The organism is Polynucleobacter sp. JS-JIR-II-50 (assembly GCF_018687895.1).
GTDB lineage: Bacteria > Pseudomonadota > Gammaproteobacteria > Burkholderiales > Burkholderiaceae > Polynucleobacter.
Window position 1 is genome coordinate 1,713,687 of record NZ_CP061307.1, and the last position, 26,532, is coordinate 1,740,218.

21 protein-coding genes are annotated in these 26,532 nt (G+C 48.1%); 11 read left to right on the forward strand and 10 right to left on the reverse strand.

All coding sequences use genetic code 11. From position 1 onward, the window contains the following. The gene (locus tag FD963_RS08545) at window positions 1–831 is read left to right on the forward strand and encodes a sulfurtransferase (protein WP_215361933.1); all 831 of its coding nucleotides are present in this window, start codon (window positions 1–3) and stop codon (window positions 829–831) included. A gap of 6 nt (window positions 832–837) precedes the next feature. Here the strand turns inward: FD963_RS08545 and FD963_RS08550 are convergent, their stop codons facing one another. The 3 genes from FD963_RS08550 to polA are packed head-to-tail and all read right to left on the reverse strand — an operon-like array spanning window position 838 to window position 5,354. Beyond that, entirely contained in the window at window positions 838–1,611 is a 774-nt protein-coding gene (locus FD963_RS08550; RefSeq protein WP_215361934.1) for a ZIP family metal transporter, read from the reverse strand. Window positions 1,612–1,616: 5 nt separating this feature from the next. Beyond that, window positions 1,617–2,492, reverse strand: a complete 876-nt coding sequence (locus tag FD963_RS08555) for a dienelactone hydrolase family protein (RefSeq protein WP_215361936.1) — start codon at window positions 2,490–2,492, stop codon at window positions 1,617–1,619. Between the two features lie 36 nt (window positions 2,493–2,528). Further along, window positions 2,529–5,354, reverse strand: a complete 2,826-nt coding sequence (polA, locus tag FD963_RS08560; RefSeq protein WP_215361938.1) for a DNA polymerase I — start codon at window positions 5,352–5,354, stop codon at window positions 2,529–2,531. A 116-nt stretch (window positions 5,355–5,470) separates the two neighbouring features. Here polA and FD963_RS08565 point away from each other — a divergent pair, with 116 nt between their 5' ends. The 3 genes from FD963_RS08565 to FD963_RS08575 are packed head-to-tail and all read left to right on the forward strand — an operon-like array spanning window position 5,471 to window position 7,616. Further along, window positions 5,471–5,842: a hypothetical protein gene (locus tag FD963_RS08565; RefSeq protein WP_251367217.1), complete on the forward strand. Its 372-nt coding sequence runs from the start codon at window positions 5,471–5,473 to the stop codon at window positions 5,840–5,842. 23 nt (window positions 5,843–5,865) lie between these two features. After that, on the forward strand, window positions 5,866–6,840 hold the full coding sequence (locus FD963_RS08570; protein WP_215361942.1) for a homoserine kinase: 975 nt from the start codon (window positions 5,866–5,868) through the stop codon (window positions 6,838–6,840). Next, entirely contained in the window at window positions 6,837–7,616 is a 780-nt protein-coding gene (locus FD963_RS08575; RefSeq protein ID WP_215361945.1) for a BPSS1780 family membrane protein, read from the forward strand. The genes FD963_RS08570 and FD963_RS08575 overlap by 4 nt, the downstream gene beginning before the upstream one ends. A gap of 8 nt (window positions 7,617–7,624) precedes the next feature. Here the strand turns inward: FD963_RS08575 and FD963_RS08580 are convergent, their stop codons facing one another. Further along, window positions 7,625–9,991 carry a UvrD-helicase domain-containing protein gene (locus FD963_RS08580; RefSeq protein WP_215361947.1) on the reverse strand — a complete coding sequence of 789 codons (2,367 nt, stop codon included), beginning with the start codon at window positions 9,989–9,991 and terminating at the stop codon, window positions 7,625–7,627. 24 nt (window positions 9,992–10,015) lie between these two features. On the opposite strand from FD963_RS08580, the gene FD963_RS08585 reads away from it, so the two are divergent. Together FD963_RS08585 and galU are read left to right on the forward strand one after the other, a co-directional pair. After that, window positions 10,016–12,907, forward strand: a complete 2,892-nt coding sequence (locus FD963_RS08585; RefSeq protein WP_215361949.1) for a valine--tRNA ligase — start codon at window positions 10,016–10,018, stop codon at window positions 12,905–12,907. Window positions 12,908–12,929: 22 nt separating this feature from the next. Next, entirely contained in the window at window positions 12,930–13,820 is an 891-nt protein-coding gene (gene galU / locus FD963_RS08590; protein WP_215361951.1) for a UTP--glucose-1-phosphate uridylyltransferase GalU, read from the forward strand. Window positions 13,821–13,907: 87 nt separating this feature from the next. Here the strand turns inward: galU and FD963_RS08595 are convergent, their stop codons facing one another. Next, complete coding sequence (locus tag FD963_RS08595; RefSeq protein ID WP_371818474.1) at window positions 13,908–14,153, reverse strand: sulfurtransferase TusA family protein; 246 nt, start codon at window positions 14,151–14,153, stop codon at window positions 13,908–13,910. Next, the gene (alaS, locus tag FD963_RS08600) at window positions 14,150–16,774 is read right to left on the reverse strand and encodes an alanine--tRNA ligase (RefSeq protein ID WP_215361953.1); all 2,625 of its coding nucleotides are present in this window, start codon (window positions 16,772–16,774) and stop codon (window positions 14,150–14,152) included. Before alaS ends, FD963_RS08595 begins: the two co-directional genes overlap by 4 nt. Before the next feature lie 121 nt (window positions 16,775–16,895). Here alaS and FD963_RS08605 point away from each other — a divergent pair, with 121 nt between their 5' ends. From FD963_RS08605 to FD963_RS08615, 3 genes are all read left to right on the forward strand, one after another. Further along, window positions 16,896–17,354, forward strand: coding sequence for a tripartite tricarboxylate transporter TctB family protein (locus FD963_RS08605; protein ID WP_215361955.1), 459 nt, complete (start codon window positions 16,896–16,898; stop codon window positions 17,352–17,354). An 18-nt stretch (window positions 17,355–17,372) separates the two neighbouring features. Further along, complete coding sequence (locus FD963_RS08610; protein WP_215358500.1) at window positions 17,373–18,875, forward strand: tripartite tricarboxylate transporter permease; 1,503 nt, start codon at window positions 17,373–17,375, stop codon at window positions 18,873–18,875. An 84-nt stretch (window positions 18,876–18,959) separates the two neighbouring features. Beyond that, a complete protein-coding gene (locus tag FD963_RS08615) occupies window positions 18,960–20,732 on the forward strand; it encodes a glutamine--tRNA ligase/YqeY domain fusion protein (RefSeq protein ID WP_215361957.1) in 1,773 nt (590 codons plus the stop codon). Here FD963_RS08615 and FD963_RS08620 read toward each other — a convergent pair. Further along, window positions 20,713–21,600 (reverse strand): SDR family oxidoreductase, encoded by an 888-nt coding sequence (locus tag FD963_RS08620; protein WP_215361959.1) that lies wholly within the window; start codon window positions 21,598–21,600, stop codon window positions 20,713–20,715. The two genes, FD963_RS08615 and FD963_RS08620, sit on opposite strands and share 20 nt — an antisense overlap. A gap of 36 nt (window positions 21,601–21,636) precedes the next feature. Between FD963_RS08620 and FD963_RS08625 the strand changes: the two genes are divergently transcribed. Together FD963_RS08625 and FD963_RS08630 are read left to right on the forward strand one after the other, a co-directional pair. After that, window positions 21,637–22,677, forward strand: a complete 1,041-nt coding sequence (locus FD963_RS08625) for a CDP-6-deoxy-delta-3,4-glucoseen reductase (RefSeq protein WP_215361961.1) — start codon at window positions 21,637–21,639, stop codon at window positions 22,675–22,677. A gap of 77 nt (window positions 22,678–22,754) precedes the next feature. Next, window positions 22,755–23,948 carry an acetylornithine transaminase gene (locus tag FD963_RS08630; protein WP_215361963.1) on the forward strand — a complete coding sequence of 398 codons (1,194 nt, stop codon included), beginning with the start codon at window positions 22,755–22,757 and terminating at the stop codon, window positions 23,946–23,948. 14 nt (window positions 23,949–23,962) lie between these two features. Here FD963_RS08630 and FD963_RS08635 read toward each other — a convergent pair whose 3' ends face one another. The 3 genes from FD963_RS08635 to FD963_RS08645 are packed head-to-tail and all read right to left on the reverse strand — an operon-like array spanning window position 23,963 to window position 26,516. Further along, window positions 23,963–24,676, reverse strand: a complete 714-nt coding sequence (locus tag FD963_RS08635; protein WP_215361964.1) for an ABC transporter ATP-binding protein — start codon at window positions 24,674–24,676, stop codon at window positions 23,963–23,965. After that, complete coding sequence (locus tag FD963_RS08640) at window positions 24,676–25,449, reverse strand: ABC transporter ATP-binding protein (protein WP_215361966.1); 774 nt, start codon at window positions 25,447–25,449, stop codon at window positions 24,676–24,678. The genes FD963_RS08635 and FD963_RS08640 overlap by 1 nt, the downstream gene beginning before the upstream one ends. Then, entirely contained in the window at window positions 25,446–26,516 is a 1,071-nt protein-coding gene (locus FD963_RS08645; protein WP_371818503.1) for an ABC transporter ATP-binding protein, read from the reverse strand. The genes FD963_RS08640 and FD963_RS08645 overlap by 4 nt, the downstream gene beginning before the upstream one ends. Window positions 26,517–26,532 lie beyond the last annotated feature (16 nt).

Here is a 26,532-nt window from a genome sequence, read left to right on the forward strand (position 1 = left end):
ATGACTCCTCTGATCTCAGCTAACCAGTTAGAAGAAATCATTAATAGTGGTGAAAATGTATTGCTCTGTGATTGCCGCTTTGATTTAGCCGACCCACTAATCGGCAAAAAATCCTACGAAGAAAGCCATATTCCTGGTGCCATTTATGTAGACCTCGATAAAGATCTCTCAGGGAGTAAAACTGGGATGAACGGCAGACATCCCCTGCCCAATCCAGAAGTCTGGGCTCAAACTAAAACGCGCTTAGGCATCAACCCCAATACCTTAGTAGTTGCCTATGACAAACAAGGCTCTGTGTATGCCAGCCGTTTGTGGTGGATGCTCAAGGCAACAGGGCATGCAAATGTTCGAGTACTAGATGGCGGCTTAGATTCTTGGAATGGCCCCATGGGTTCTATTCCAAGAGCGCCTACCCCTTGCGCCGAAGCCATTGGAGTGATGCCTTATGCGGGGCTGGTTCTAGTTGATGAAGTGGTGGCTAATCTAGAGACAAAGAAAAACAAAATCATCGATGCGCGCACTGAAGATCGCTTTCATGGTCAAAATGAAACGTTGGATCCAGTTGGCGGGCATATTCCGGGGGCGATGAATCGCTTCTTTAAAAATAATCTTAATGCGACTGCATTCAAAACTCCTGAGCAGTTATTCAAAGAATTTTCAGAATTCCTCGGGACTACTAAAGCTTCTGAAGTGATTCACCAATGTGGATCTGGCGTCACTGCCTGCCACAATCTTCTAGCGATGGAGCTTGCTGGCTTTAAAGGCTCACGCCTGTATGCAGGTAGCTGGAGCGAATGGTGCGCAGACCCCAAAAGGCCTGTTGAGCTTTAAAGCTTGTTAGTGCAATAGGGACAGTAGGATCACAAACCCTACGCCACAAGCAATCAAGATCGTCTGACGTAAAGACTCGACCCAGTGTGGGCGACGGTGCATCTGCGGGATGAGATCACTCACCGCAATATAAATAAAACTACTAGAAGCGACCACCAATAAATATGGCATCGCTGCATGCGCTTTTTCCAAGAAGAAATAAGCCAATACGCCACCCACTACCGCCGACAAGCCGCAAATAAAGTTGTACAACAAGGCGCGCGCGCGCGAGAACCCAGCATTTAACAAGACAATGAAATCGCCGATCTCTTGTGGAATCTCATGGGCAATGATCGCAATGGCTGTAAAAATGCCTACTTGAAAGTCGGCCATAAAGGCTGCAGCAATCAGGATGCCATCTACGAAGTTATGAATGCCATCCCCAACCAAAATCATCCAGCCACTACGCCCAGCATTTTCTGCATCATGCCCATGGTGGTGGTGGTGACCATCACCCTCATGATGATGATCGTGTCGCAATAAAGCAATCTTCTCAAGCAAGAAAAATCCTAATAGCCCAGCAAGCAAAGTAGCAAATAAAAACTGGGGATTTGCACCTTCCATGCTAAATGCCTCAGGCAAGGAGTGGAGCAAAGCTGTTGCTAGCAAAATACCAACCGATAGGCTCACCATATTGTTGACCATCTTGGATAGCATAGCCAAAGAACAACTTGCAGCCACCAAGACGCTGGCAGTACCCGCTAACGCAGTGACTAAGAGGATGCTTTGTAAAACAGTCATCGCGCTTATGCCACTCCGTTTTTCTTAAACCAAGCAATACATTTTTCCCAACCATCTTTCGCAGGACCTTCGCGATAGCTAGCGCGGTAATCGGCATGGAATGCATGGGGGGTATCTGGATAAACTACAAATTCACAAGCCTTGGCAACAGGATTCTTAGGAGCGGCTTGCGCTAAAGCGGCGCGCATTTGATCAATACTCTCTAGAGAAATACCGGTATCAGCCGCGCCATACAAGCCGAGCACTGGCGCTTTTAAATCAGCGGCAATATCTACAGGATGTTTGGGGTTACCCTCGGTCTTCTCGCCAATGAGACGACCGTACCAAGCTACACCAGCACGGACCTGCGGCAAGGTTGCGGACAACCAAGTAATACGCCCACCCCAACAGAAGCCAGTAACGCCGACGCGTTTTAAGTCACCGCCATTTTTGCCGGCCCACACCAAAGCAGCTTGTAGATCGTTTAAGACCTGAACATCAGGAGTCTTAGCCACAATATTGGATTGGATTTCGGCAATCGTGCCGTAAGCATTGGGGTCACCTGCGCGGGTAAAAAATTCCGGGGCAATGGCAAGATACCCCAACTTCGCAAAACGTCTGGTGACATCAGCAATGTATTCGTGCACACCAAAAATCTCGCTCGCCACAATAATGATGGGTAAAGAGCCTTTCGCTTTTTCAGGTCGAGAGACATACGCTGGCAACTGAAAGCTACCAACGGGGATCATCTGCTCACCAGCTTTGATGCCTTTGAAATCGGTTTCAATAGCCGCAGCCATCACAGGCTCAGAGGCTCCCACAAATCCAACCCCAATAGCGGTCGCACTTATTGCGGATGTTTTTATAAAATTGCGTCGACTATTTTGAATGTCTTTACTCATTACCCTGTCTCCTGGCTTGCATTTCCCATTAAATACTCAGTGCGCCTCTTCCCAATTATCGCCAATCCCAATACTAACCACCAAAGGCACCTTTAACTGGGCAACATTGCACATCAAACCGGGTAATTTTGCTTGTACTACCTCAAGCTCATCAAAAGGCACATCTAGGACCAACTCATCATGAACCTGCAATAGAAGCTTGGTCTTGAGCTGCTCTTTTTCAAGCCAGCCCTCAACCGCGATCATGGCTAACTTGATCAAGTCAGCTGCAGTACCTTGCATTGGGGCATTAATCGCTGCACGCTCAGCCCCCTGCCGTCGCGGACCATTGGAACCCTTGATCTCCGGCAACCATAGACGTCGCCCAAAAACTGTTTCTACATAGCCATTCTCTCTTGCTTCGAGACGGGTACGCTCCATATACTGAGCCACCCCGGGATAACGATCGAAGTATTTAGCGATGTAGTTTTGCGCAGCAGAACGCTCAATACCCAGATTACCGGCCAAACCAAAAGCACTCATGCCGTAAATCAGGCCAAAGTTAATTACCTTAGCGTATCGACGTTGCTCAGAATTCACATCATCCAATGGGACACCAAAAATCTCTGCTGCAGTAGCCTGGTGAACGTCTTTACCCTCTTTAAATGCCGTTAAGAGATTTTCATCTTCGGCAATGTGCGCCATGATGCGCAACTCAATTTGGGAGTAATCCGCCGACAATAATTTGCATCCGTCTGCTGGAATAAAGGCCTCACGAATACGACGACCCTCTTCTGTGCGCACCGGAATGTTTTGCAAGTTTGGATCGCTTGATGCTAGGCGACCTGTGACTGCAGTAGCTTGCGAGAAGTTCGTATGCACGCGCCCCGTCTTGGGATCAGCCATGCGAGGAAGCTTCTCAATATAAGTGGACATTAGCTTTGCTAAGCTGCGGTAATCCAAAATGCGCGCAGGCAAGGGATAGTCTTCCGCTAACTTCTGCAACACTTCCTCGTCGGTAGAGGGTGCGCCTGAAGGCGTCTTTTTAATTACCGGAAGCTCAAGTTGTCCAAATAAAATTTCTGCGATCTGCTTAGGTGACTGAATATTAAAAGGCTGACCTGCTAGCTTGTGAATTTCGCCTTCTAACTCAAGCAAACGTTTGCCCACCTGCTGGCCTTGTTTGGCCAACAATGCTGAATCAATCCGAATGCCATTACGCTCCATGATGCCGAGCACACGCATAGCGGGCATCTCTACCTTTTCATAGATATAGAGCAGGCCTGAGTTTTCCTGAATCTGCGGCCATAACTCTAAATGTAGACGCAAAGTAATGTCAGCATCCTCTGCCGCATAGTCTGTCGCAATTTGGAGATCGACTTGATCAAAGCCAATCTGGTGGACACCTTTGCCGCAGACCTCTTCATAGCGAATGGTTTTCATGCCTAAATGACGCTCAGCCAAGCTGTCCATATTGTGAGGCATGTGTGACTCAAGCACATAAGACTCTAGTAAGGTGTCAAATGCAATGCCCTTTAAGGTAATGCCATAGTTTGCAAAGATATGGGCGTCGTACTTTAAGTTTTGACCTACTTTTAAATGCGTTGCGCTTTCCAACCAGGGCTTCATGCGCGCGAGTACTAGGGCACGATCAAGCTGTACCTCACCGTTGCGGTGAGCAACCGGGATGTAACAAGCTTCACCCGGCTTTACTGATAAAGAAATTCCAACAAGTTCTGCCGCAAGCGCATCAAGACTGGTGGTTTCGGTGTCAACTGCGGTTAGCGAGGATGACTCAATCTTCTTTAGCCACTTCTCCAAACTCGCTTCGTCCACCACGCATTCGTAGTGACGCTCGACCGCATCTTGTGAATCGCGAGTTTCTTGTGACAAATCTTTGGTCGGCGAGCTAGCAATCACGCGCGTCTTTTTTTCTTTGTCTGCCACGCCCTCAGAGGAAGAAATTGGGCTACCTGCCAAATCAAAGCTTGCTGCCTCAGCCTTACTATCCGGGCTTGTGAGCTGCTTTTCTACGTCACGCAACCAAGTCTTAAATGCATAGCGCTCAAATAATTCACGCAATAAAGGCGCGTCTTCAGACTTGGCATGCAAGTCATCTAGACTTGGTAAATGGGGCGATAAATCACAATCGGTTTTTACCGTAATGAGTTGACGAGCTTGTGGCAACCAAGGAAGCGTAGCGCGCAAGTTTTCACCAACTACACCTTTAACTTGATCGGCATTTGCCATCAAGTTATCGAGAGTGCCAAATTCTGCTAACCATTTATTTGCCGTCTTTGGTCCTGCCTTTGGAACACCTGGCACGTTATCAACGGTATCGCCGATGATCGATAAATAATCCACAATCAATTCCGGTGGTACGCCAAACTTTTCTTTGACACCTTCGATGTCGAGCTTTTCATTTGTCATCGTGTTGATGAGAGTGACCGCAGGATTTACCAATTGCGCTAAATCTTTATCACCAGTCGAAATGATAGTTTCCCAACCCGCTTGCGTAGCTTGACAAGCCAAAGTTCCAATCACATCGTCCGCCTCAACACCAGAGACCATCAATACCGGCCAACCCAAAGCTTTCACCATGGCATGGATCGGCTCAATCTGTTTAACCAAATCCTCAGGCATGGGGGAGCGATGCGCCTTGTATTCTGAGTACATTTCGTCGCGGAAGGTCTTGCCTTTGGCATCAAAAACACAGGCAATATGGTCGGCCTTGAGCTCAGATCGGGCCCGGCGCATCATATTGACCATGCCATAAATAGCCCCAGTGGGCTCTCCCGCCCCATTTCTGAGGTCTGGCATGGCGTGGAAGGCGCGATAGAGGTAGCTAGAACCGTCTACCAACAAGAGTCTATGTTTAGTCATACCGCAATCGTACAATCTAGTTGTGAATTGCCTACAGGTCTGGTTAGGGAACCGACCGAGAGTAGGCTTAAAAAGGTGAAAAAATGCATTACTTAACGAACTTAATTAGCCACTCAATGAGTCAAAGCCTAACCCTAATGAGTTTTTTGGTGGTTTTTGGACTTTTTGGCGCCACTTCAGCCCAAGCTCAGAATAACAGCCAGGCACTGAGTCCATCGGAATTGAACCGTATCAATAATCAGCCACTCGCACCTGCAGTGAGCGCAAGCGGTGTGATGAATGCCCCTGAACAACGCAAACCAAACTATCAGTACAAAGACAAAAATGGCACTACCGTTACTGAATATAAGGATGTTAATTCTCCAACGCAGGTAGATGTAAAAACGCCATACACCAGTTATGAAATGGCACCGCCCACATCCGTAATGCCAGGACCTCCAAAAGATACCGATCTGATTAGCGTTCCTAGCGTCAGCATTCCCTTTTAATTTAAAAAAGTATTTACTGATTTATGGCTGTGTTTACTCCGATCGAGCTTGAAGATATTTCTCAATGGATTTCTCAGGACTTTGATATCGGCCAAGCCAGTGACATACGTGGCATTCATGGTGGTATTGAAAACTCTAACTTTTTCTTAGATACCATCAAGAATGATCAGAAGCAGGAATATGTTTTAACAATCTTTGAAAGATTGTCTGCGCAACAACTGCCTTTTTACTTAGAGTTAATGCGCCACCTAGCAAACAAAGGTGTGCCCGTTCCCAAGCCAATTGATAACAAACAGGGTGAGATTCTCTTTACCCTAAAAGGCAAGCCAGCAGCCATCGTTACCAAGCTTCCAGGTCTCTCTAGGCTCCAGCCCGAAGCCAATCATTGCGCCCTTGTCGGCGAGATGCTGGCGAAATTGCATTTGGCCGGGAAAGATTTTCCAAAATCACAAGAGAATCTTCGAAGTCTTGCTTGGTGGCAGAAAACAATACCTTTGGTATTGCCACACTTAAGTACACCCCAGAAAGAGCTCATTACCCATGAGTTAAAAACTCAGGAGGAATTTTTTGCTTCGGGAACATACGATGGATTGCCACAAGGGGCAAGTCATTGCGATTTATTCCGCGACAATGTCTTATTTGATCCCAAAGGATCTGATGCATCCCAAGATCAATTGGGTGGCTTCTTTGACTTTTACTTTGCTGGCACTGATAAATGGCTATTTGATATTGCCGTCACCGCCAATGACTGGTGTCTTGCAGATAACAAGCAAGATTTAGATCCCGCTCGCTTAGACGCGTTCATGAAAGCCTATCAGTCCGTTCGCCCCCTTACCAAAGAAGAACAAGCTAGCTGGCCACTCATGTTGCGTGCAGCAGCCTTACGCTTCTGGGTTTCAAGGCTCTGGGACTTCTATTTGCCGCGTGATGCGCAGATGCTAACCCCCCACGACCCTACGCACTTTGAACGCATCCTTTTAAGTCATCGCTCACTATGAAACTGAATTCGGTAGCACCCAAAGAAGGCTACACCTGGATTAGACAGGGCATTTGGCTCTTCAAACAAAATCCCTTGGGTTTCTTAATGCTGGTCTTCATGTATGTCTTTGCGGCGCAGCTAGCGGTAATCGTTCCAGTGATCGGCGTCTTTGCAGTTCTGCTGCTCACACCCACTCTTTCCGTTGGATTCATGACCGCTTGCCGCCAAGGCATTCAAAAAGAGCGTATTAGGCCGATGGTCTATTTGATAGCCCTGCGGTCTAGCCCTATTGTGCGAAAGAGAATTCTGCAATTAGGCTTGGTGTATGCCAGCATGATTTTGTTGCTCAGTTTTATCTTGAGTCTCTTGGTTGACTTTGAATTACTCCTGCCATTAATGACCAGCGATAAGTCCATCACACCCGAGGCGCTGCGTCAGATTTACTTAGTGCTTTTCTTTGGCGCCATCCTGTACATACCAGTAGCCATGTTGATGTGGTTCTCTCCGGTACTGGTTGCTTGGGCAGATATGCCCGTCCCTCAGGCCCTCTTCTCAAGCTGCTTGGCATGCTGGGCTAATAAAGCGGCATTCTTTTTGTATCTAGCTATTTGGAGTGCAATTCTGATTGCCATTCCACTGACAGTAGGAATGATTTTTGATGCGCTTGATCTGGGGCAAGCAGCCTCGTTCATCATCGCCCCTATTTCCATGGCGGGTTTGACGATCATGCACTGCTCTTTTTATGCAACTTGGAAAGCTTGCTTTACAGAAGATGAAGTGGTGTTACCTGTTTAATTGATTTATCAGTCAATCGCAGCAAGCTTCGCAATACTCAACTGTAGCCACTTGATGCCATGACGCTTGAAATTAACCTGCGCCCTTGCATCAGCATCTACACCCTCCAATCCAGTCACGCGTCCCTCACCGAACTTCGTATGAAAGACATTCTGCCCGATGGTGAATGGGTAATTTCCGCGAGGTGGGGAGGCTAGCCTTTTCACTTCCATAGAAGCTGAACCAACTCGCTTCGCCGGTCTTTGACGTTCGGAGCCCGAATCAAAAAAATCATTCGACTCATATTCGCGTTGACGGGTATAACCATCTTGCCATGTAGAGCCAGATCTTGAGCCACCGCCACCCCAGCGTGCATCTCTTGATTTAGGGGTGAGCCATTTCAATGAATCGGATGGGAGCTCTTCTAAGAAGCGGGAAGGCATGTTGTAGCGCAGTTGGCCATGCAACATCCGCGATTGAGTGTGTGAGAGATACAGGCGCTCCTTGGCACGTGTAATCGCCACATACATCAAGCGGCGCTCCTCCTCTAAGCCGTTTTGCTCATTCACACTGTTCTCATGCGGGAATAAACCCTCTTCAAGACCGGTGATGAATACTGAGGTGAACTCTAAGCCTTTGGCTGAGTGGACTGTCATTAACTGAACAGCATCTTGACCGGCTTGAGCTTGGTTATCGCCTGCCTCTAATGAAGCATGGGATAAAAAGGCCGCCAAAGGGGAAACTTCGACAACGCCAGGAGCATTCTCACCCGGCAACATTGCGGCGGCTGCATCTTGGCCATAACCCTCTTCAGCAATAAATGCAGTGGCTGCGTTAATCAATTCCTGTAAGTTCTCAACACGATCCTGTCCTTCACGCTCAGAGAGGTAGTGCTGAATCAAGCCGCTATGCTGAATTACGAATTCGACTGTTTCTGGCAAGGTATTGTGACGCGTAGCTTCACGCATGTGATCTACTAAACGCACAAATCCACTAAGTGCGGCGCCGGCTTTGCCCTCCAAAGTAGAGGCGGCTAGATATAAAGAACATTGCTGTGCTCTGGCAGCATCTTGCAAGGCCTCAATCGATCTCGCTCCAATTCCACGGGTTGGAAAATTTACCACTCGAGAGAATGAAGTGTCATCATTTGGATTCTCGAGCAAGCGCAAGTAAGCGAGCGCATGTTTAATTTCAGCGCGCTCAAAGAAGCGCAAACCGCCATATACACGATACGGAATACCCGCAGAAAATAATGCGTGCTCAATAATGCGTGACTGTGCGTTGCTACGATAGAGTAAAGCTACTTCGGTGCGCTTGATACCGCTATTGACTAACGCCTTGATCTCGTCCACCAGCCAGGCAGCTTCAGCATGATCGCTAGGCGCCTCATAAATGCGGACTGGCTCGCCATGACCAGCATCGGTTCGCAGGTTTTTACCAAGGCGCTCAGAGTTATTCGCAATGAGGTGATTTGCCGTATCCAGAATATGGCCGTGTGAGCGATAGTTCTGCTCCAACTTCACCATCAATGGGTGGTATTGCTTTTCATAAAGACGCATGTTTTCAACATCGGCGCCACGGAATGCATAAATACTTTGATCATCATCGCCTACCGCAAAAACGGAACTACTACCCATGCCACTGACATTGATGCGACTTGCGTCATGACCTGATAACAATTTAAGCCATGCATATTGCAAAGCATTGGTATCCTGAAACTCGTCAATCAAAATATGACGGAAGCGCTCTTGATAGTGGGTCCTAATCGCTTCGCTATGTTTGAGTAATTCATAGCTGCGCAATAAGAGTTCAGCAAAATCCACCACGCCTTCGCGTTGACATTGCTCATCGTAAGCCGCATACAGTTGCGCCATCTTGGCTTGGAAATCATCACCAAGCGCTAAATCTTTTGCTCGTTGACCGCGCTCCTTGGCGTGGGCAATAAAGTATTGCAATTGCTTTGCGGGATATTTTTCATCGTCAACCTTTAAACCCTTCAACAGGCGCTTAATTGCCGATAGTTGATCTTGGGTATCCAAGATTTGGAAGGTCGACGGTAAACCCGCCTCTTTGTGGTGAGCACGCAATAAACGGTTACAAAGGCCATGGAAGGTGCCAATCCACATCCCACGCGTATTAATCGGCAGCATGGCACTAAGACGAAGCATCATCTCTTTGGCGGCCTTATTAGTGAAGGTCACCGCTAGGACGCCAATAGGGGATACCTGGCCGGTCTGAATCAACCAGGCTATACGGGTGGTGAGGACGCGGGTCTTACCGCTCCCTGCCCCAGCCAAAATCAAGGCTGATTGGGCTTGGCCATTTTCGTGGACGGGCGGGAGGGTCACTGCCTCGCGCTGTTCTGGATTGAGGTTCGCGAGCAAGTCTGAGTACATCAGCCCAATTATAATTTGCCTCTTATGCCAAATGCCTCAAATACCCCTAATTCACCAGCGGCCAGCTCAGCGGACGAGCTCGCCAAATCCTACGAACCCGCCCCGATAGAGGCCTACTGGGGTCCAGAGTGGGAACGACGGGGTATCGCGGACTCCACCATGGATGAGGGCAAAGGTAATTTTTCTATTCAGCTTCCCCCACCCAACGTAACCGGCACCCTACATATGGGGCACGCTTTCAACCAAACCATCATGGATGGCTTGGTACGTCACGCTCGCATGACGGGCAAAAATACTTTATGGGTACCGGGCACAGATCATGCCGGCATTGCGACTCAAATTGTTGTGGAGCGCCAACTCGATGCTCAAAAAGTTTCTCGCCATGATTTGGGTCGTGAGAAGTTTTTAGAAAAAGTATGGGAGTGGAAAGAAACTTCCGGCAACACGATTACTCGTCAAATTCGTCGCCTTGGCGCATCGATTGATTGGGGCAAAGAATATTTCACAATGGACAGCAAGATGTCCAAGGCAGTTGTCGAAGTCTTTGTCCGCCTACATGAACAAGGTTTGATTTACCGCGGTAAGCGCTTGGTGAACTGGGACCCTGTTTTGGGTACAGCAGTTTCTGATTTAGAGGTAGTGAGCGAAGAAGAAGATGGATCAATGTGGCACATCCGCTATCCATTGACCGATGGCTCTGGCCACCTCACCGTTGCAACTACCCGTCCAGAAACCTTATTGGGTGACGTTGCCGTCATGGTGAACCCAGAAGACGAGCGCTATAAACACCTTATCGGTAAGTCAGTGAACTTACCTTTATGTGATCGTCAGATCCCCATCATTGCTGATGACTATGTTGATTTGAACTTTGGCACCGGTGTTGTGAAGGTAACCCCCGCGCATGACTTTAATGACTATGCAGTAGGTCAACGCCATCAACTAGCCATGATCAACATCCTCACTTTGGATGCCAAGATTAATGAGAATGCTCCAGCCGCCTATCAAGGCATGGAAAGATTCGCAGCACGTAAGCAAGTAGTTTCTGATTTAGAGGCTGCTGGTTTATTGGATAAAGTTCAGCCACATAAATTAATGGTGCCACGCGGTGATCGCACCCAAACCATCATTGAACCCATGCTCACTGACCAATGGTTTGTGGCGATGTCCAAACCCAGTCCCGATAACAAGTACCAACCCGGCTCATCGATTGCTGGTGCTGCCTTAGATGCGGTAACTAAGGGTGATATCAAGCTCGTTCCAGAAAACTGGATTAACACCTATACCCAGTGGTTAGAAAACATTCAAGACTGGTGTATCTCCCGTCAACTCTGGTGGGGCCATCAAATCCCCGCTTGGTATGGCGATGATGAGCAAATTTTTGTCGGGCGCTCTGAAGAAGAAGCTAAAGCGAAAGCTGCTGCGGCTGGTTACAGCGGCAAACTCAACCGTGACCCTGACGTTCTGGATACCTGGTTCAGCTCTGCCCTCGTACCATTCAGCTCTTTAGGCTGGCCCGAAGAAACGCCTGCATTAAATCACTTCTTACCTTCATCCGTTTTGGTGACCGGTTTTGACATCATCTTCTTCTGGGTGGCGCGCATGGTCATGATGACCTGCCACTTCACTGGAAAAGTACCGTTCCACACCGTCTATGTTCACGGTCTAGTGCGTGATGCGGAAGGTCAGAAGATGAGCAAGTCCAAAGGTAACACTTTGGACCCAATTGATTTGATTGACGGTATCAAAATTGAAGAGCTAGTAGGCAAGCGAACTACTGGCCTCATGAATCCAAAACAGGCTGAGAGCATTAGCAAGAAAACGAAGAAAGAGTTTCCGGATGGCATTCCTGCGTTCGGCACTGATGCCCTACGTTTTACTTTTGCCTCCCTGGCTTCGCTGGGTCGCAATATTAACTTTGATCAGAAGCGCTGCGAAGGCTATCGCAATTTCTGCAACAAACTCTGGAACGCCACTCGCTTTGTACTCATGAACTGCCCTGGTGGCGATGAAGACAATGGCTTCGCCCCTTGTGACAACCAGTGCGGCCCTGATGGCTATTTGGATTTTTCCCCAGCCGATCGTTGGATCGTTTCTCAACTACAAAGGACTGAAGCCGAGGTAGCTAAAGGCTTTGAGGCTTATCGCTTTGACAATATTGCCAGCAGCATTTACCAATTTGTTTGGGATGAGTATTGCGATTGGTATCTAGAGCTTGCTAAAGTGCAGTTGCAGACTGGTACACCAGCGCAACAACGTGCAACCCGCCGCACCCTATTGCGTGTTTTGGAAACCATTCTGCGCATGGCGCATCCTTTAATTCCATTTATTACCGAAACGCTTTGGCAGACTGTTGGCCCTAAATCTGGAAAAGTTTTAGCCCAGCAAGAAAAACAAACTATTGCTCTTCAGCCTTACCCCATTGCTCAGCCTGAAAAGATTGATGAGAAGAGTGAAGCCTGGGTTGCGCAGATCAAAGCGATTGTGGATGCCTGCAGAAATCTTCGCGGCGAGATGCAAGTTCCTCCCGGTCAAAAAGTGCCACTCTGGATCTGCGGTCCAAAAGGGTTCCTGGAAAAAGCCACCCCCTATCTCATGGCGCTTGCTAAATTAGCCGAGGTCAAAATCTATAGCGATGAATCTTCTTTAGAAAAAGATGCTCCAGGCGCGCCGATTGCTTTGGTGGGCGATATCAAGCTCTTACTTAAGATTGAGGTGGATGTTGGCGCCGAACGAATCCGTCTAGGGAAGGAAATTGAGCGCTTAGCCAATGAAATCAATAAAGCCAAGGGCAAATTGACCAATGAAAGCTTCGTGGCTCGCGCGCCAGCTGAGGTTGTTGCCCAAGAGAAACAACGCCTTGCTGGCTTTGAGCAAAATCATGAGAAGCTTGTTGCACAATTAGAGCGTCTTAAATAAAAACGGTAAGAACGGACCACCCATGTCAATCCATTTCGGCTCTAAAAAAGTAACTAAGGCTGTATTTCCCGTTGCCGGATTTGGTACGCGCTTTTTGCCTGCTACTAAAGCCAGCCCAAAAGAAATGCTCAATGTGGTGGACAAGCCGCTGATTCAGTACGCAGTAGATGAGGCAGTTGCGGCCGGCATTACAGAGCTCATTTTCGTTACGGGCCGCAGCAAACGCGCGATTGAAGATCACTTTGATAAAGCCTACGAGCTAGAGGCAGCTCTTGAAGCGAAGAACAAACAGGACCTCCTCCAACTTGTTCGCAGTGTTAAACCCGACAATGTGGACTGCATCTACATTAGGCAAGCCGAACCATTAGGCTTAGGTCATGCAGTTCTCTGCGCCGCACGGGTAGTGGGTGACGAGCCGTTTGCAGTGATCTTAGCTGATGACCTTTTGGATGGTCAGCCGCCAGTACTCTCACAAATGCTCAAAGTATATGAAGAGCAAGCAGGATCGGTATTGGCAGTAGAAAAAATCGACCCCGCCAAAAGTAGCTCATATGGAATTGTCTCGGGGGATGAAGTGAGCAGAGGTATTTATCGACTCAATGGCATTGTCGAGAAACCGAAGCCAATAGATGCGCCTTCTGACCTCGCGGTAGTTGGGCGCTATGTGCTCTCAGCAAAGATTTTTGATCACATTCGTAATGTGAAGCCTGGCGCCGGCGGAGAAATTCAACTCACCGATGCAATTGCTGCATTACTAAAAGAAGAGCCTGTATTCGCCTACGAATATGATGGCGTTCGCTATGATTGCGGTAGTAAGTTGGGCTACCTCAAGGCTTCTGTAGATTTTGCCCTACGACACAAAGAAGTTGGCGAAGAATTCGCTGAATATTTAAGAGGCTGGTCTTTAAAGTAGCCCTCCGGGGTTAGATACGCAAAAGGCAGAGAATCTCTGCCTTTTTGTTTGATCCCTTACCAAGAAATATGAACGCCAGACTATTTCTTATCTTCGCTTCATAAAGAAAACCAGTACATCACCTTCACTGGTGCTTGCAAGCAACTCATTACCAGTTTGCTTAGCAAACGCAGGGAAGTCATGGGCGGCCCCCGCATCAGTTGCCTTAATCTTTAGGACTTCGCCTGACTGCATTGTTGCTAATGCTTTTTTAGTACGCAAGATAGGCAATGGGCAGTTCATGCCAATCGCATCTACTTCTGCATTAAAGGCAATATTCACTGATTCACTCATTTGCTTGCTATCCAGTCTTTAACGCCAGCTAAAGCCGCGCCCAACTTACTAGGATCGGTTCCACCAGCCATCGCCATCTCTGGCTTACCGCCACCTTTACCGCCTACTTGTTGAGCAACAAAGTTCACGAGGTCACCCGCCTTTACTTTGCCAATCGAATCGGCGGTAACGCCCGCAATTAAACTCACCTTATCGCCCTGCACTGAGGCCAACACGATGGCAGCGGTTTTCAGCTTTGCCTTGAGAGCATCCATCGTTTCACGAAGTACGCCAGCATCGGCGCCGTCAAGTCTAGCAGCAAGGACTTTAATGCCATTCACATCAATGGCTTGACCCGCCAACTCATCACCCTGGCTGGCAGCCAACTTAGAGTTCACTTTTTCTAAATCGCGCTCCGCTTGACGCAGGCTTTCTTGAAGTTGCGCAACGCGATTAACCAAATCACCAGGGTGGGTTTTAAGAATCGCCGCAGCTTCATTGATCTTGTCTTCTAGGCCTTGCAAAAAATGTAGCGCGTTATTACCTGTCACAGCCTCAACACGACGGATACCAGCAGCAACACCGCCCTCCGAAACAATCTTCAAGCTACCGATATCGCCAGTGCGTCCCACATGAGTGCCCCCACAGAGCTCTTTAGAGGAGCCAATCTCCAGCACTCGCACCTCATCACCGTACTTCTCGCCAAACAACATCATGGCACCCGTCTTTTGCGCATCATCCAAAGACATAACTTTGCCTGAAGTGGCTGTGTTTTCCAGAATCTCTTGATTTACGAGATCTTCGATACGACGAATTTGCTCAGCGGTAATCGGTGCGTTGTGCGTAAAGTCAAAGCGGGTCTTAGTAGCATCTACCAATGAACCCTTTTGTTGCACATGATCGCCCAACACTTCACGTAAGGCTTTGTGCAAGATATGAGTAGCGCTGTGGTTACGCATCGTATCGGTTCTTTGCTGGGTATCTACCAGTGCATTGATCGCATCACCTACTTTGAGCTCACCCTCAAGCACTTCACCCTGATGGCCAAATACGTCAGCCTGAATCTTGAAGGTATCCTCCACTGCAAAACGAATACTGTCGTTGCGCAGTTCGCCTTTATCGCCAACCTGACCACCAGATTCAGCGTAGAAAGGGGTGTTATCCAAAACAATCACGGCAGCATCGCCCGCCTTCACTGACGGCACGGCAGCACCATCTACATAGAGGGCGGTTACTTTGGCGCCCTCATGCTTTAAGGTGTCATACCCATGAAACTGCGTAGGTTTGCCTTTGTAGTCCAGACCCTGAGCTACCTTGAATTTGCCTGCGGCTCTCGCTTGATCGCGTTGCTTCTGCATCGCTACTTCAAAGCCATCTGCATCGACAGTAACGCCACGTTCACGACAAACGTCAGCCGTTAAATCCAATGGGAAACCAAAAGTGTCATGCAAGCGGAAAGCAGTGTCTCCGTCAACTACTTTTGCGCCGCCAGCTAAAGCACCATCCAAAATTTCCATGCCATTGGCAATCGTTTGGAAGAAGCGCTCTTCTTCTTGCTTAATGACTTCACTGACTTTGTGTTGTGCGGCGCGTAACTCTGGATAGGCTTCCCCCATCTCTTTAACAAGCGCAGGCACCAACTGATAAAAGAATGGTTTGCGTGCGCCCAACTTGTAACCGTGACGAATCGCACGCCGCGCAATGCGACGTAATACATAACCACGACCAGCATTACCTGGAATGACACCATCGACCACAATGAAGCTACATGCACGGATGTGGTCAGCAATCACCTTTAATGAAGGACTTTGTGCATCACAGTTTTCGCCACCCGCCGCATCAACCGCATCCTTAGAAGCCTTAAGAAGATTGACGAAGAGGTCGATTTCATAATTAGAGTGAACATGCTGCAAGACTGCAGCAATACGCTCGAGTCCCATGCCTGTATCAACGCTAGGCTTAGGTAGCGGATGCATTACACCGGCCTCGTCACGGTTGTACTGCATGAAAACGTTATTCCAAATTTCAATGAAGCGATCACCATCTTCATCAGGACTTCCAGGAGGACCACCAGGAATATGTTCGCCGTGATCGTAAAAAATTTCAGTGCAAGGTCCGCAAGGGCCTGTATCACCCATCATCCAAAAATTATCCGAGGCGTAACGCGCCCCTTTGTTGTCTCCAATTCGAATAATGCGATCGGCCGGGACACCAATTTGTTTATTCCAAATTTCATAAGCTTCGTCATCTTCAGCATAGACAGTGACCAGAAGTTTTTCTTTGGGTAACTTTAAGACTTGGGTCAATAAATCCCAGGCAAATTGAATGGCGTCCCTCTTGAAATAGTCTCCAAAAGAGAAATTCCCCAGCATTTCAAAAAAGGTATGGTGACGTGCGGTGTATCCGACGTTATCCAAATCATTATGTTTTCCGCCAGCGCGGATGCACTTTTGGGCAGTCGTCGCACGGTTATAGGGGCGCTTATCGAAGCCCAAAAACACATCTTTAAACTGATTCATGCCTGCATTAGTAAATAGCAGGGTTGGATCATCCCCCGGCACCACTGGGCTGGAAGGGACGATTTGGTGGCCTTTTTGGGCAAAGAAGTCCAGATAGGCCTGGCGAATTTGGGAGACTTTCATAGCAATAATTATCGCATTGGCACCTGTCTAGGGCAAACCCTAGACAAGATCCCCATATCCTGCCTTACAATCGCACAACATCAATAAATCGACAAATAAGTCGGTAATTAAGGAGCGCAACTTGGAAATCCGTAATCAAAAAGATTTTGGGGCCGGCCTAATGTATATGGTCATTGGTCTCTTTTTTACCTTCATGGCTACCCAGTACCCAATGGGGACAGCCGCCAAAATGGGGCCTGGATACTTCCCCTTCTGGCTTGGCCTAGTAATGACAGCCCTAGGTTTAATAATCCTAGTGAAGTCACTCAGCGCTAAAGCAGCGATTGAAAAAATCCCTCCTTTCAACTGGAAGGTCATTGGCCTCATTACTGGATCCGTCATTGCATATGGCATCCTCTTGCCAACGATGGGCTTTATCGTAGCCGTGTTCGTTTTGGTATTTATGTCAGCCAGTGCAAGTCATGAATTTCATTGGAAAGGCACTTTAATCAATGCCACATTTCTGATTGTTTTCACTTATTCGGTATTTGTTCTGGGTCTGAAATTACAGTTCCCATTACTGCCTTTCTTTCTTCAATAACGTACCGGGATACTGAAAATGGACTTATTTGCTAATTTAGCTCTCGGTTTCGATACCGCATTTACCTTACAAAATCTCTTGTACTGCCTGATCGGCTGCGTCTTGGGAACCCTAATTGGTGTATTGCCAGGTTTGGGTCCAATCGCTACGATTGCAATGTTGTTGCCAGCTACTTATGCCCTGCCTCCAATCGCTGCATTGATTATGTTGGCTGGTATTTACTACGGCTCACAGTACGGCGGCTCTACAACAGCAATTCTGTTGAACATCCCAGGAGAGACGTCCTCGGTGGTCACGGCGATCGATGGATATCAAATGGCCAGAAATGGTCGAGCTGGTGTTGCATTGTTCACCGCCGGCATGGGCTCATTCTTTGCGGGCTGCGTAGCAACTTTAGTATTGGCCGCTTTTGCTGCGCCACTCTCACAACTGGCATTTAAGTTTGGTCCAGCTGAGTACTTCTCTTTGATGATCTTGGGCTTGATCGGCGCAGTTGTGTTGGCGTCCGGCTCTTTGATCAAAGCGATTGGCATGATCGTCTTGGGCCTTCTAATGGGCTTGATCGGTACTGACGTTAACTCTGGTGTTTCGCGTTATGCGTTTGATATTCCTGAGTTGAGTGATGGCATTGGCTTTGTTGCAGTTGCCATGGGTGTCTTTGGTTTCGCAGAGATCATGGGCAACCTTGAGAAAACCGATGAGGACGAAGGCTTCTTAAACAAGATGACCACGATGATTCCTACCAAGGAAGACGTCAAGCGCATGATTCCCTCCATCTTGCGCGGCACAACAATTGGTTCGATTCTCGGAATCCTCCCTGGTGGTGGCGCAGCACTTGCTGCTTTTGGCGCCTACTCGGTTGAGAAAAAATCCTCTAAGTACAGCCATGAGTTTGGTAAAGGCGCCATTGAAGGTGTTGCTGGCCCTGAATCAGCTAACAATGCCGCCGCTCAAACCTCATTTATTCCATTGTTGACTTTGGGTATTCCACCAAATGCAGTGATGGCCTTGATGGTTGGCGCGATGACTATTCACAACATTCAACCAGGTCCTCAGGTAATGACCAGCAACCCTGCTTTGTTCTGGGGTCTGATCGCTTCCATGTGGATTGGTAACGTGATGTTGATTCTCTTGAACTTGCCCCTGATTGGTATCTGGGTCAAGCTACTGAAGATTCCTTATCGCTTCATGTATCCAGCCATTTTGGTTTTCTGCTGTATCGGCGTCTATACCGTCAACAACACTGTCTTTGACGTATATGTGACTGCTGCTTTTGGCATTATTGGCTACCTCTTCTTCAAACTGGGTTGCGAACCGCCTCCATTGCTTTTGGGCTTTGTGCTTGGACCAATGATGGAAGAGAACTTCCGCCGCGCGTTATTGTTGTCCCGTGGCGATTTCACCACCTTCCTGACTCGTCCACTCTCCTTGGGATTGCTGATTGCATCAGCCCTCTTGGTAGTGATCGTGGCCCTGCCAGCAGTCAAGAAGACTCGCGAAGAGGCATTCGTCGAAGACTGATAGTTTTACGCCTCACAGAAACAAGCCCGCAGCTGTTTGCGGGCTTTTTCTTTATGGGCTGGGGGTTTTCTCTACAATGTGGCTATGTCCCAAGATAGCAAACCCTCCAAAGCAAATGCCGGCGCTGTAGCCGAACCGTCTAATTTCTTACGCCAGATCATTGACCATGATTTAGCAAGCGGGGCTTTTTCACAGCGTACCAATTTGGCTGGTAAAGCGATTCCGTCCATCATTACCCGTTTTCCACCTGAGCCAAATGGTTATTTACATATTGGTCACGCTAAAAGTATTTGCCTCAATTTTGGTTTAGCTGCTGACTACAACAATCAAGCTGGTGGTGCGCGCTGCAATATGCGTCTAGACGACACCAATCCAGTTAAAGAGGATGTGGAATACGCTGACAGTATTTTGGATGCAGTGAAGTGGCTTGGTTTTGATTGGGGAACCCATCTTTATCATGCGAGCGATTATTTTGATCGTCTCTATGAGTTTGCTGAAATCTTGATTCAGAGCGGTAAGGCTTATGTTGACAGTCAAAGCGCTGATGATATTCATACCAATCGAGGTAACTTTGGCCAAGCTGGAAAAAATAGCCCTTACCGCGATCGTAGTCCAGAAGAAAATCTCTCCTTATTCCGCGAAATGCGTGATGGGAAGTTCAAGGACGGCGAGCATGTATTGCGCCTGAAAATTGACATGGCGCATCCCAATATTGTGATGCGTGATCCCGTTGTTTACCGTATCCGCCATACCGATCACCACCGCACGGGCAGTAAATGGTGCATTTATCCCCTATATGACTTCACACATTGCATCTCTGACGCATTGGAGAATGTCTCTCACTCCATCTGTACACTAGAGTTTGAAAACAACCGCCCCTTGTACGACTGGATTGTGAATTCATTAAAAGAATTGGGCGTCTTTAAAGACCCGGTGCCCCATCAATATGAGTTCGCACGACTGAACCTGACATACACCATTACCAGTAAGCGTAAGTTACTGCAGCTGGTAGAAGAAAAGCATGTTGAGGGTTGGGATGATCCACGGATGCCAACCATTGTAGGAATCCGTCGTCGTGGCTACACCCCAGAAAGTATTCGTCTGTTCTGCGAGCGCATTGGCGTATCTAAAGCCGATAGCTGGATTGATATGAGTACACTTGATCAAGCGGTGCGCGACGATCTAGAAGCAAGAGCTCCACGCGCTACTGCGGTACTCAAACCACTCAAGCTCGTAGTGGAAAACTTTGATGTCTCAGCAAAAGAAGCATGCTCTGCCCCACGTCATCCGAATCACCCCGAGTGGGGCAATCGTGAATTTCATTTCACGCGCGAACTGTGGATTGAAGCAGATGACTTTATGAAGGAACCCATTAAGGGCTTCTTCAGGCTATATCCACCGATTGGAGATCAGCCCGGTAGCCGCGTTCGCTTACGCCATGGATTTGTTGTGCAATGCACTGGTTTTGAAACCGACGCACAAGGGAATGTCACGCAAGTCAACGTGACACACTTCCCCGATAGCAAGAGCGGTACTGCTGGCTCCAATAACTACAAGGTCAAAGGCAATATTCACTGGATCAGCGCGGCTGAGGCGATTCCTGCAGAAGTTCGTCTATATGATCACCTCTTTAGCGACCCGCATCCAGATAGTGGCGATAAGAATTTCTTAGAAGCAATCAATCCCCAATCTAAGCAAACTATTACTGCTTACTTAGAGCCCTGCATGAAAGATGCCACAGCGGAGGATCGTTTTCAGTTTGAACGTCACGGCTACTTTGTTGCCGACAAGTATGATTCCAAGCCTGGCAAGCCCGTGTTCAACCGCACAGTTGGACTTAAGGATTCTTGGAAATAGTTTTTAGAAAATGTCCTACGCTGGGATAGCGTAGTGGCGTTTTTAATTCTGGCAAGCGCTGATTAGTCACTCTGCGTGACTCACGCATAAAAGACCAAAGCATTGGGCTAACAATTTTTTGCAACTCACTGCCAGGTAATCGGAGCGGTCTTTCCAGCCCAAAGGCATCGGCCACTTCATCAAAGTAATCCCCCATTTTGGTCTCGCCGCCATCACAGGTATTAATGATGCGCTGAGGCTTGCCATGGTAGACGGCTGCACAGGCTAGCCTCGCCAAATCATCGCTATGAATATGATTGGAGTAAGCATCTTCCTCAGGCAGTAGTGCTGGTGTTTGCGCCCGAAGCCTCTCAATCGGCAGACGATCAGCCGCATAAATCCCTGGAACACGCAAAATCGTTAAGGCAACGCCGTGTGCTGGCGCCCATAATCGAAGAGCCCGCTCAGCATCCACTCTTCTTTGGGCGCGCTCACTTTGAGGGTTTGCTGGAGTTATCTCGCTCACTTTACCGCCCCGGTGATCACCATAGACACCGGTGGTGCTGATATAGATCAGGCGCCTGACGGCATTGGAGCCTTGGGCTAAAATTCGGAGTAGGTTGCGGGTTCGGCAATCACGATTTCCACCATTTTGAGGTGGCGCCAGATGAATGACGGTTTGAGCTAAACCGCTAAGGCGCCATAAAGACTCTGGATGATCCAGATTACCCAAAATAGGAATCGCGCTAACCTCCCTCAACTCCTGAAAACGACTTTGCTGTGAAGTCAGCGCAAAAACACGATGACTTCGCGATAGTTGCTTAGCGACCCGAAGACCAATGTCTCCGCAGCCAATAATCAGGATTGAAGGTTTACCAAAAGGTTGCATAAGCTACATCGTAACGATTTATTGAAAGGAATGAGAGTGTCTTATCAGGTCACGCTCAAAACGAGCGGCAAACAATTTACCGTTAATCCAGATGAGAATCTCCTGGAGGCCGCTCTTCGTCAAGGCATCAACCTGCCCTATGGCTGCAAAAATGGCGCTTGCGGCTCCTGCAAAGGTAAAGTTTTAGAAGGTCAAGTGACTCATGGTCAGCATAGTGAAAGCGCCCTGAGTAAGACTGATGAGACTGCAGGCGGCATTCTGGTTTGTTGCTCCCACCCCCAATCAGACCTGCTAATTGAAGCTCGTGAAGTCCAAGGGGCGGGCGATATTGCGATTCGCAAAGTGCCTTGCCGCGTCAACGTGATTACCAGACCCAGTGATGATGTCGCCATTCTCAAGCTCCAATTACCTGCTGCAGAACGCTTTCAATTCTTGGCTGGTCAGTATTTGGAGTTTCTCCTCAAAGATGGTCAACGCCGTGCTTACTCAATCGCCAATGCGCCCGAGCAAGAGGGTCCTCTGGAGTTGCATATTCGTCATTTGCCAGGCGGCCTCTTTACCGACTTTGTGTTTGGTGCCGTCACGCCCGCATTAAAAGAAAAAGATATTCTTCGCTTTGAGGGTCCCCTAGGAAGCTTCTTCTTAAGAGAAGATTCTAAAAAACCGATTATTTTTGTTGCAGCAGGCACAGGCTTTGCCCCGATCAAATCGATCATCGAGCAAATGCAAGCAAAGAAGATGGAGAGGCCAATCTACCTTTACTGGGGTGGACGTCGCCCCAGTGATTTGTATTTGGGTGATTTGTGCAAAGTCTGGGAAAAAGAAATTGCCGACTTTAAATACATCCCCGTGATTTCGGACGCCTTGGCGGAGGATGGTTGGCAAGGTCGCACCGGCTTTGTGCATCAAGCTGTGATGGCTGACCATCCTGATATGAAGGGTTTGCAGGTCTATGCCTGTGGTGCCCCAGTCATGGTCAATGCCGCCAGAAATGACTTCTCAGCCAAATGCCTCTTGCCAGAGGAAGAGTTCTTTGCCGACTCATTCACTAGCGCGGCTGATTTAGCTAACGCATAAGTCTTGCCCCACAAAACCCATTCGGTTAGATAATAGAAACTTCATTTCACCCTGTCACTCTTTCTTCCTAAATCAGCATGAATAAGCCAATCCAGACTATTGATACCCACTCAGTCATGTTTATTACACCGCGCCCTGAGGTCGTGATGATGGAGGGCAAGGGCTCATGGTTAACGGATAACAATGGCAAACGCTATTTAGATTTCTTGCAAGGCTGGGCTGTGAACTGCTTAGGCCATGGCAACCCAGGGATGATTGAAGCGCTCAACGTGCAAGCAAGGAAGTTAATTAACCCAAGTCCTGCGTTCTACAACGAACCGATGATTGACCTATCCAATCTACTGACTGCAAACAGTTGCTTCAATAAAGTCTTCTTTGCAAATAGTGGCGCGGAGGCCAATGAAGGTGCAATTAAGTTGGCACGCAAATGGGGTCAGCTAAATAAATCTGGTGCGTTTGAAATTATTACTTTCGATCACAGTTTTCATGGCCGCACACTAGCAACGATGAGCGCTTCTGGAAAACCAAACTGGGATACGATGTTTGCTCCACAAGTAGCGGGCTTTCCTAAAGCGGATTTAAATGATTTAGAGTCCGTCAAAAAACTAGTGACTGACAAAACCGTTGCGGTCATGCTTGAACCCGTTCAAGGTGAAGGTGGTGTGATTCCAGCAACCCAAGAATTTATGCGTGAGCTACGTAAGTTCACCAAAGAAAACAATATTCTGTTGATTGCCGATGAAGTGCAGGCTGGCTGTGGTCGCACCGGTACGCTCTTTGCCTATCAAAACTACGGCATTGAGCCAGATATCATGACTTTGGGCAAAGGTATTGGTGGAGGCGTTCCATTGGCAGCCCTACTGGCAACAGATGCAGTAGCTTGCTTTGTGCCTGGCGATCAAGGTGGGACTTATAACGGTAACCCCCTCATGACTGCTGTTGGTATTAGCGTCATTGAACAACTGTTGGCTCCCGGATTTTTGGATAGCGTCAAAGCGAAAGGTGCATTGCTAAAGTCTGAATTACTTAAGCTTTGTGCAGAATTTAATCTTGAAGGTGAGCGTGGCGAAGGATTGCTACGTGCGCTGATGCTTGGAAAAGATATTGGCCCAAAACTAGTTGATCTGGCGCGAGATCGCAGCCCTGAAGGGTTGCTGATTAACTCACCTAGGCCAAACCTATTGCGCTTTATGCCAGCTTTAAATGTGTCTGACGATGAAATTCGTCAGATGTGCAATATGCTGCGCGAGTTACTCAAGGAAGCAGCTTAATAAGCCTTGCCCACCTACTCACCTAGGTAGGCAGTTCTAACCCTAGGATCCTCTAGCAATTCTTTTCCAGATCCGCTCAGAGTGATTAAGCCATTCTCCATGACGTAGGCGCGATCTGCCATCTGCAGGGCTAAGCGTGCGTTTTGCTCCACCAGGAAAATAGTCATCCCGCTGGTGGACAAACTGCGAATCACATCAAATATGGTTTCTACCATGATGGGGGATAGCCCCATTGAAGGCTCATCTAACAGTAGTAACTTGGGCTGAGCCATCATTGCCCTGCCCATGGCAACCATTTGCTGCTCACCACCGGATAACGTCCCCGCCAACTGTGAAAGACGCTCTTTCAATCTCGGGAAATACGAATACACCTGTTCAAGCTTGCGCTCAATTTCCTTGGCATCAGACTTTAAGTAAGCACCCATTTGTAGGTTTTCTAAAATCGTCATGCGTTTAAAGACGCCGCGGCCCTCGGGTACCATGCCTAATCCCAGGCGCACTAATTCATATGCGGGCAACTTCTTGGTTTCCTGGTTTGCAAAATGAATCTCTCCAGCAGATGGAGTGAGCAAACCTGCGATGGCCTTCAGGCTAGAGCTCTTACCTGCGCCATTTGCACCGATCAAGGCAACAAGCTCACCATGGTCTACATGTAAGTCAATTCCCTTAACGGCATTAATTCCGCCATAAGAAACCTTGAGTTCCTTTACCTTAAGCAAAGAAGCCATTACGCAACCCCTTGCCCAAGATAGGCTCTTATCACTTCTGGGTGGACGCGCACATCCGCAGGCTTTCCAGTAGCAATTACCTTGCCGTAATCCAGTACCGTCAAGCTGTCGCAAATCCCCATAACCAAACTCACATCGTGCTCAATCAACAAGATGGTTTTGCCATCAGCACGGATGCGCAATAACAATTCTCGAAGCTCTAATTTCTCAGTAGCATTCATACCAGCAGCTGGCTCATCTAGAGCCAAGAGTTTAGGCTCAGTGGCTAATGCCCTCGCTATCTCAAGACGACGCTGATGACCGTAAGAGAGGTTACACGCTTCCATCTGGGCAAACTCACTTAGACCGACATAAGCCAATAGCTTATGCGCTTTTTCTCGTATTGCGCGCTCTTCACGCTTAGTTGATGGAAAGCGGAAAATTGCGCCTAATAGCCCAGCTTTAGTCCGGCAATGACAGCCCACCATGACATTCTCGAGGACAGTCATTTCGCCGAAGAGACGAATATTTTGGAATGTTCTAGCTAAACCAGCTTTAGTAACTTCAGATACCGACTCTGGAAAATACGATTTGCCATCAAACAAAAAGATTCCAGAGTCCGCAGGATATAAACCAGTAATCACATTAAAGAAAGTTGTCTTACCGGCACCATTGGGGCCAATCAAGCCAACAATTGCACCATGGGGTACTTGTAAACCAACGGAGTCTAGCGCCTGCACGCCACCAAAGCGCTTGGATACATCAGCGACATCCAACAGTAAAGCAGTTGTCATTTGCCACCTCTACGCTTTTGCCAAATACCACCTGGGCGATAGAGCATGATCAGAATCAAAGCTAGGCCATAAATTAATTGACGGATTACCTCAACATCGATAACGACATGGCCAAACAAGAACTGCTGCAATGGCTGCGCAATACCGCGCAATACCTCCGGAAACACCGCCAATAGCACCGCACCCAAAATCACTCCTGGAATATGCCCAATACCGCCAAGAACGACCATAGCCAGGACTACGATAGACTCCCAGAGCGTAAATGATTCTGGAGAGACGAAGCCCTGAAAAGCAGAAAACAATACGCCCGCCACACCCGCAAATGAAGCGCCGATTGCAAAGGCGAGTAATTTCATATTGCGCGTATTAATACCCATCGCCTTGGCTGCAATCTCATCCTCGCGAATGGCAATCCAAGCGCGCCCAATACGCGAGTCCTGCAAATGTAAGCAAACAATAGCTACCGCAATTGCCAACACAAGGAATAAATAAAACACCAGATATAAACCCGGAATTTGCACAAAACCTAAATTCAAAGGTTTAGTAAACGAGATGCCAAACAATTGAATCGGATCAATCCCCGAAATTCCCTTAGGGCCATTAGTGAGATTTAGAGGGCGGTCAAGGTTATTCATAAAGATACGAATAATTTCACCGAAGCCTAGGGTAACGATTGCCAAATAATCACCGCGCAACTGCAGCGTCGGCAAACCTAAAATCAGCCCAAATAAAGCGGCCAGAATAATCGAGAAGACGGCAACCATCCAGGGTGAAAAATGCATGCCCTCTGGAAAAGCAGCCGCAATAGTTTCAAACTGAGTTGGCAAATGTGGAGAAGCCAACAGGGCAAAGCTATAGGCGCCTAAAGCATAAAAGGCTATGTAGCCCAAATCTAAAAGGCCCGCAAAACCCACTACGACGTTCAAGCCCAGGGCCAGCACGATGTAAAGCAAGGCAAAGTCGAGTACTCGCACCCAGTAGCTGCCGCCACCAGCACCTACAACCCAAGGTAAAAGCACTAAAGCGATAACACCCAGCCAAAGATAGGTGGAGCGATTAAGGCGAATGAAGCGATTGGCGAAA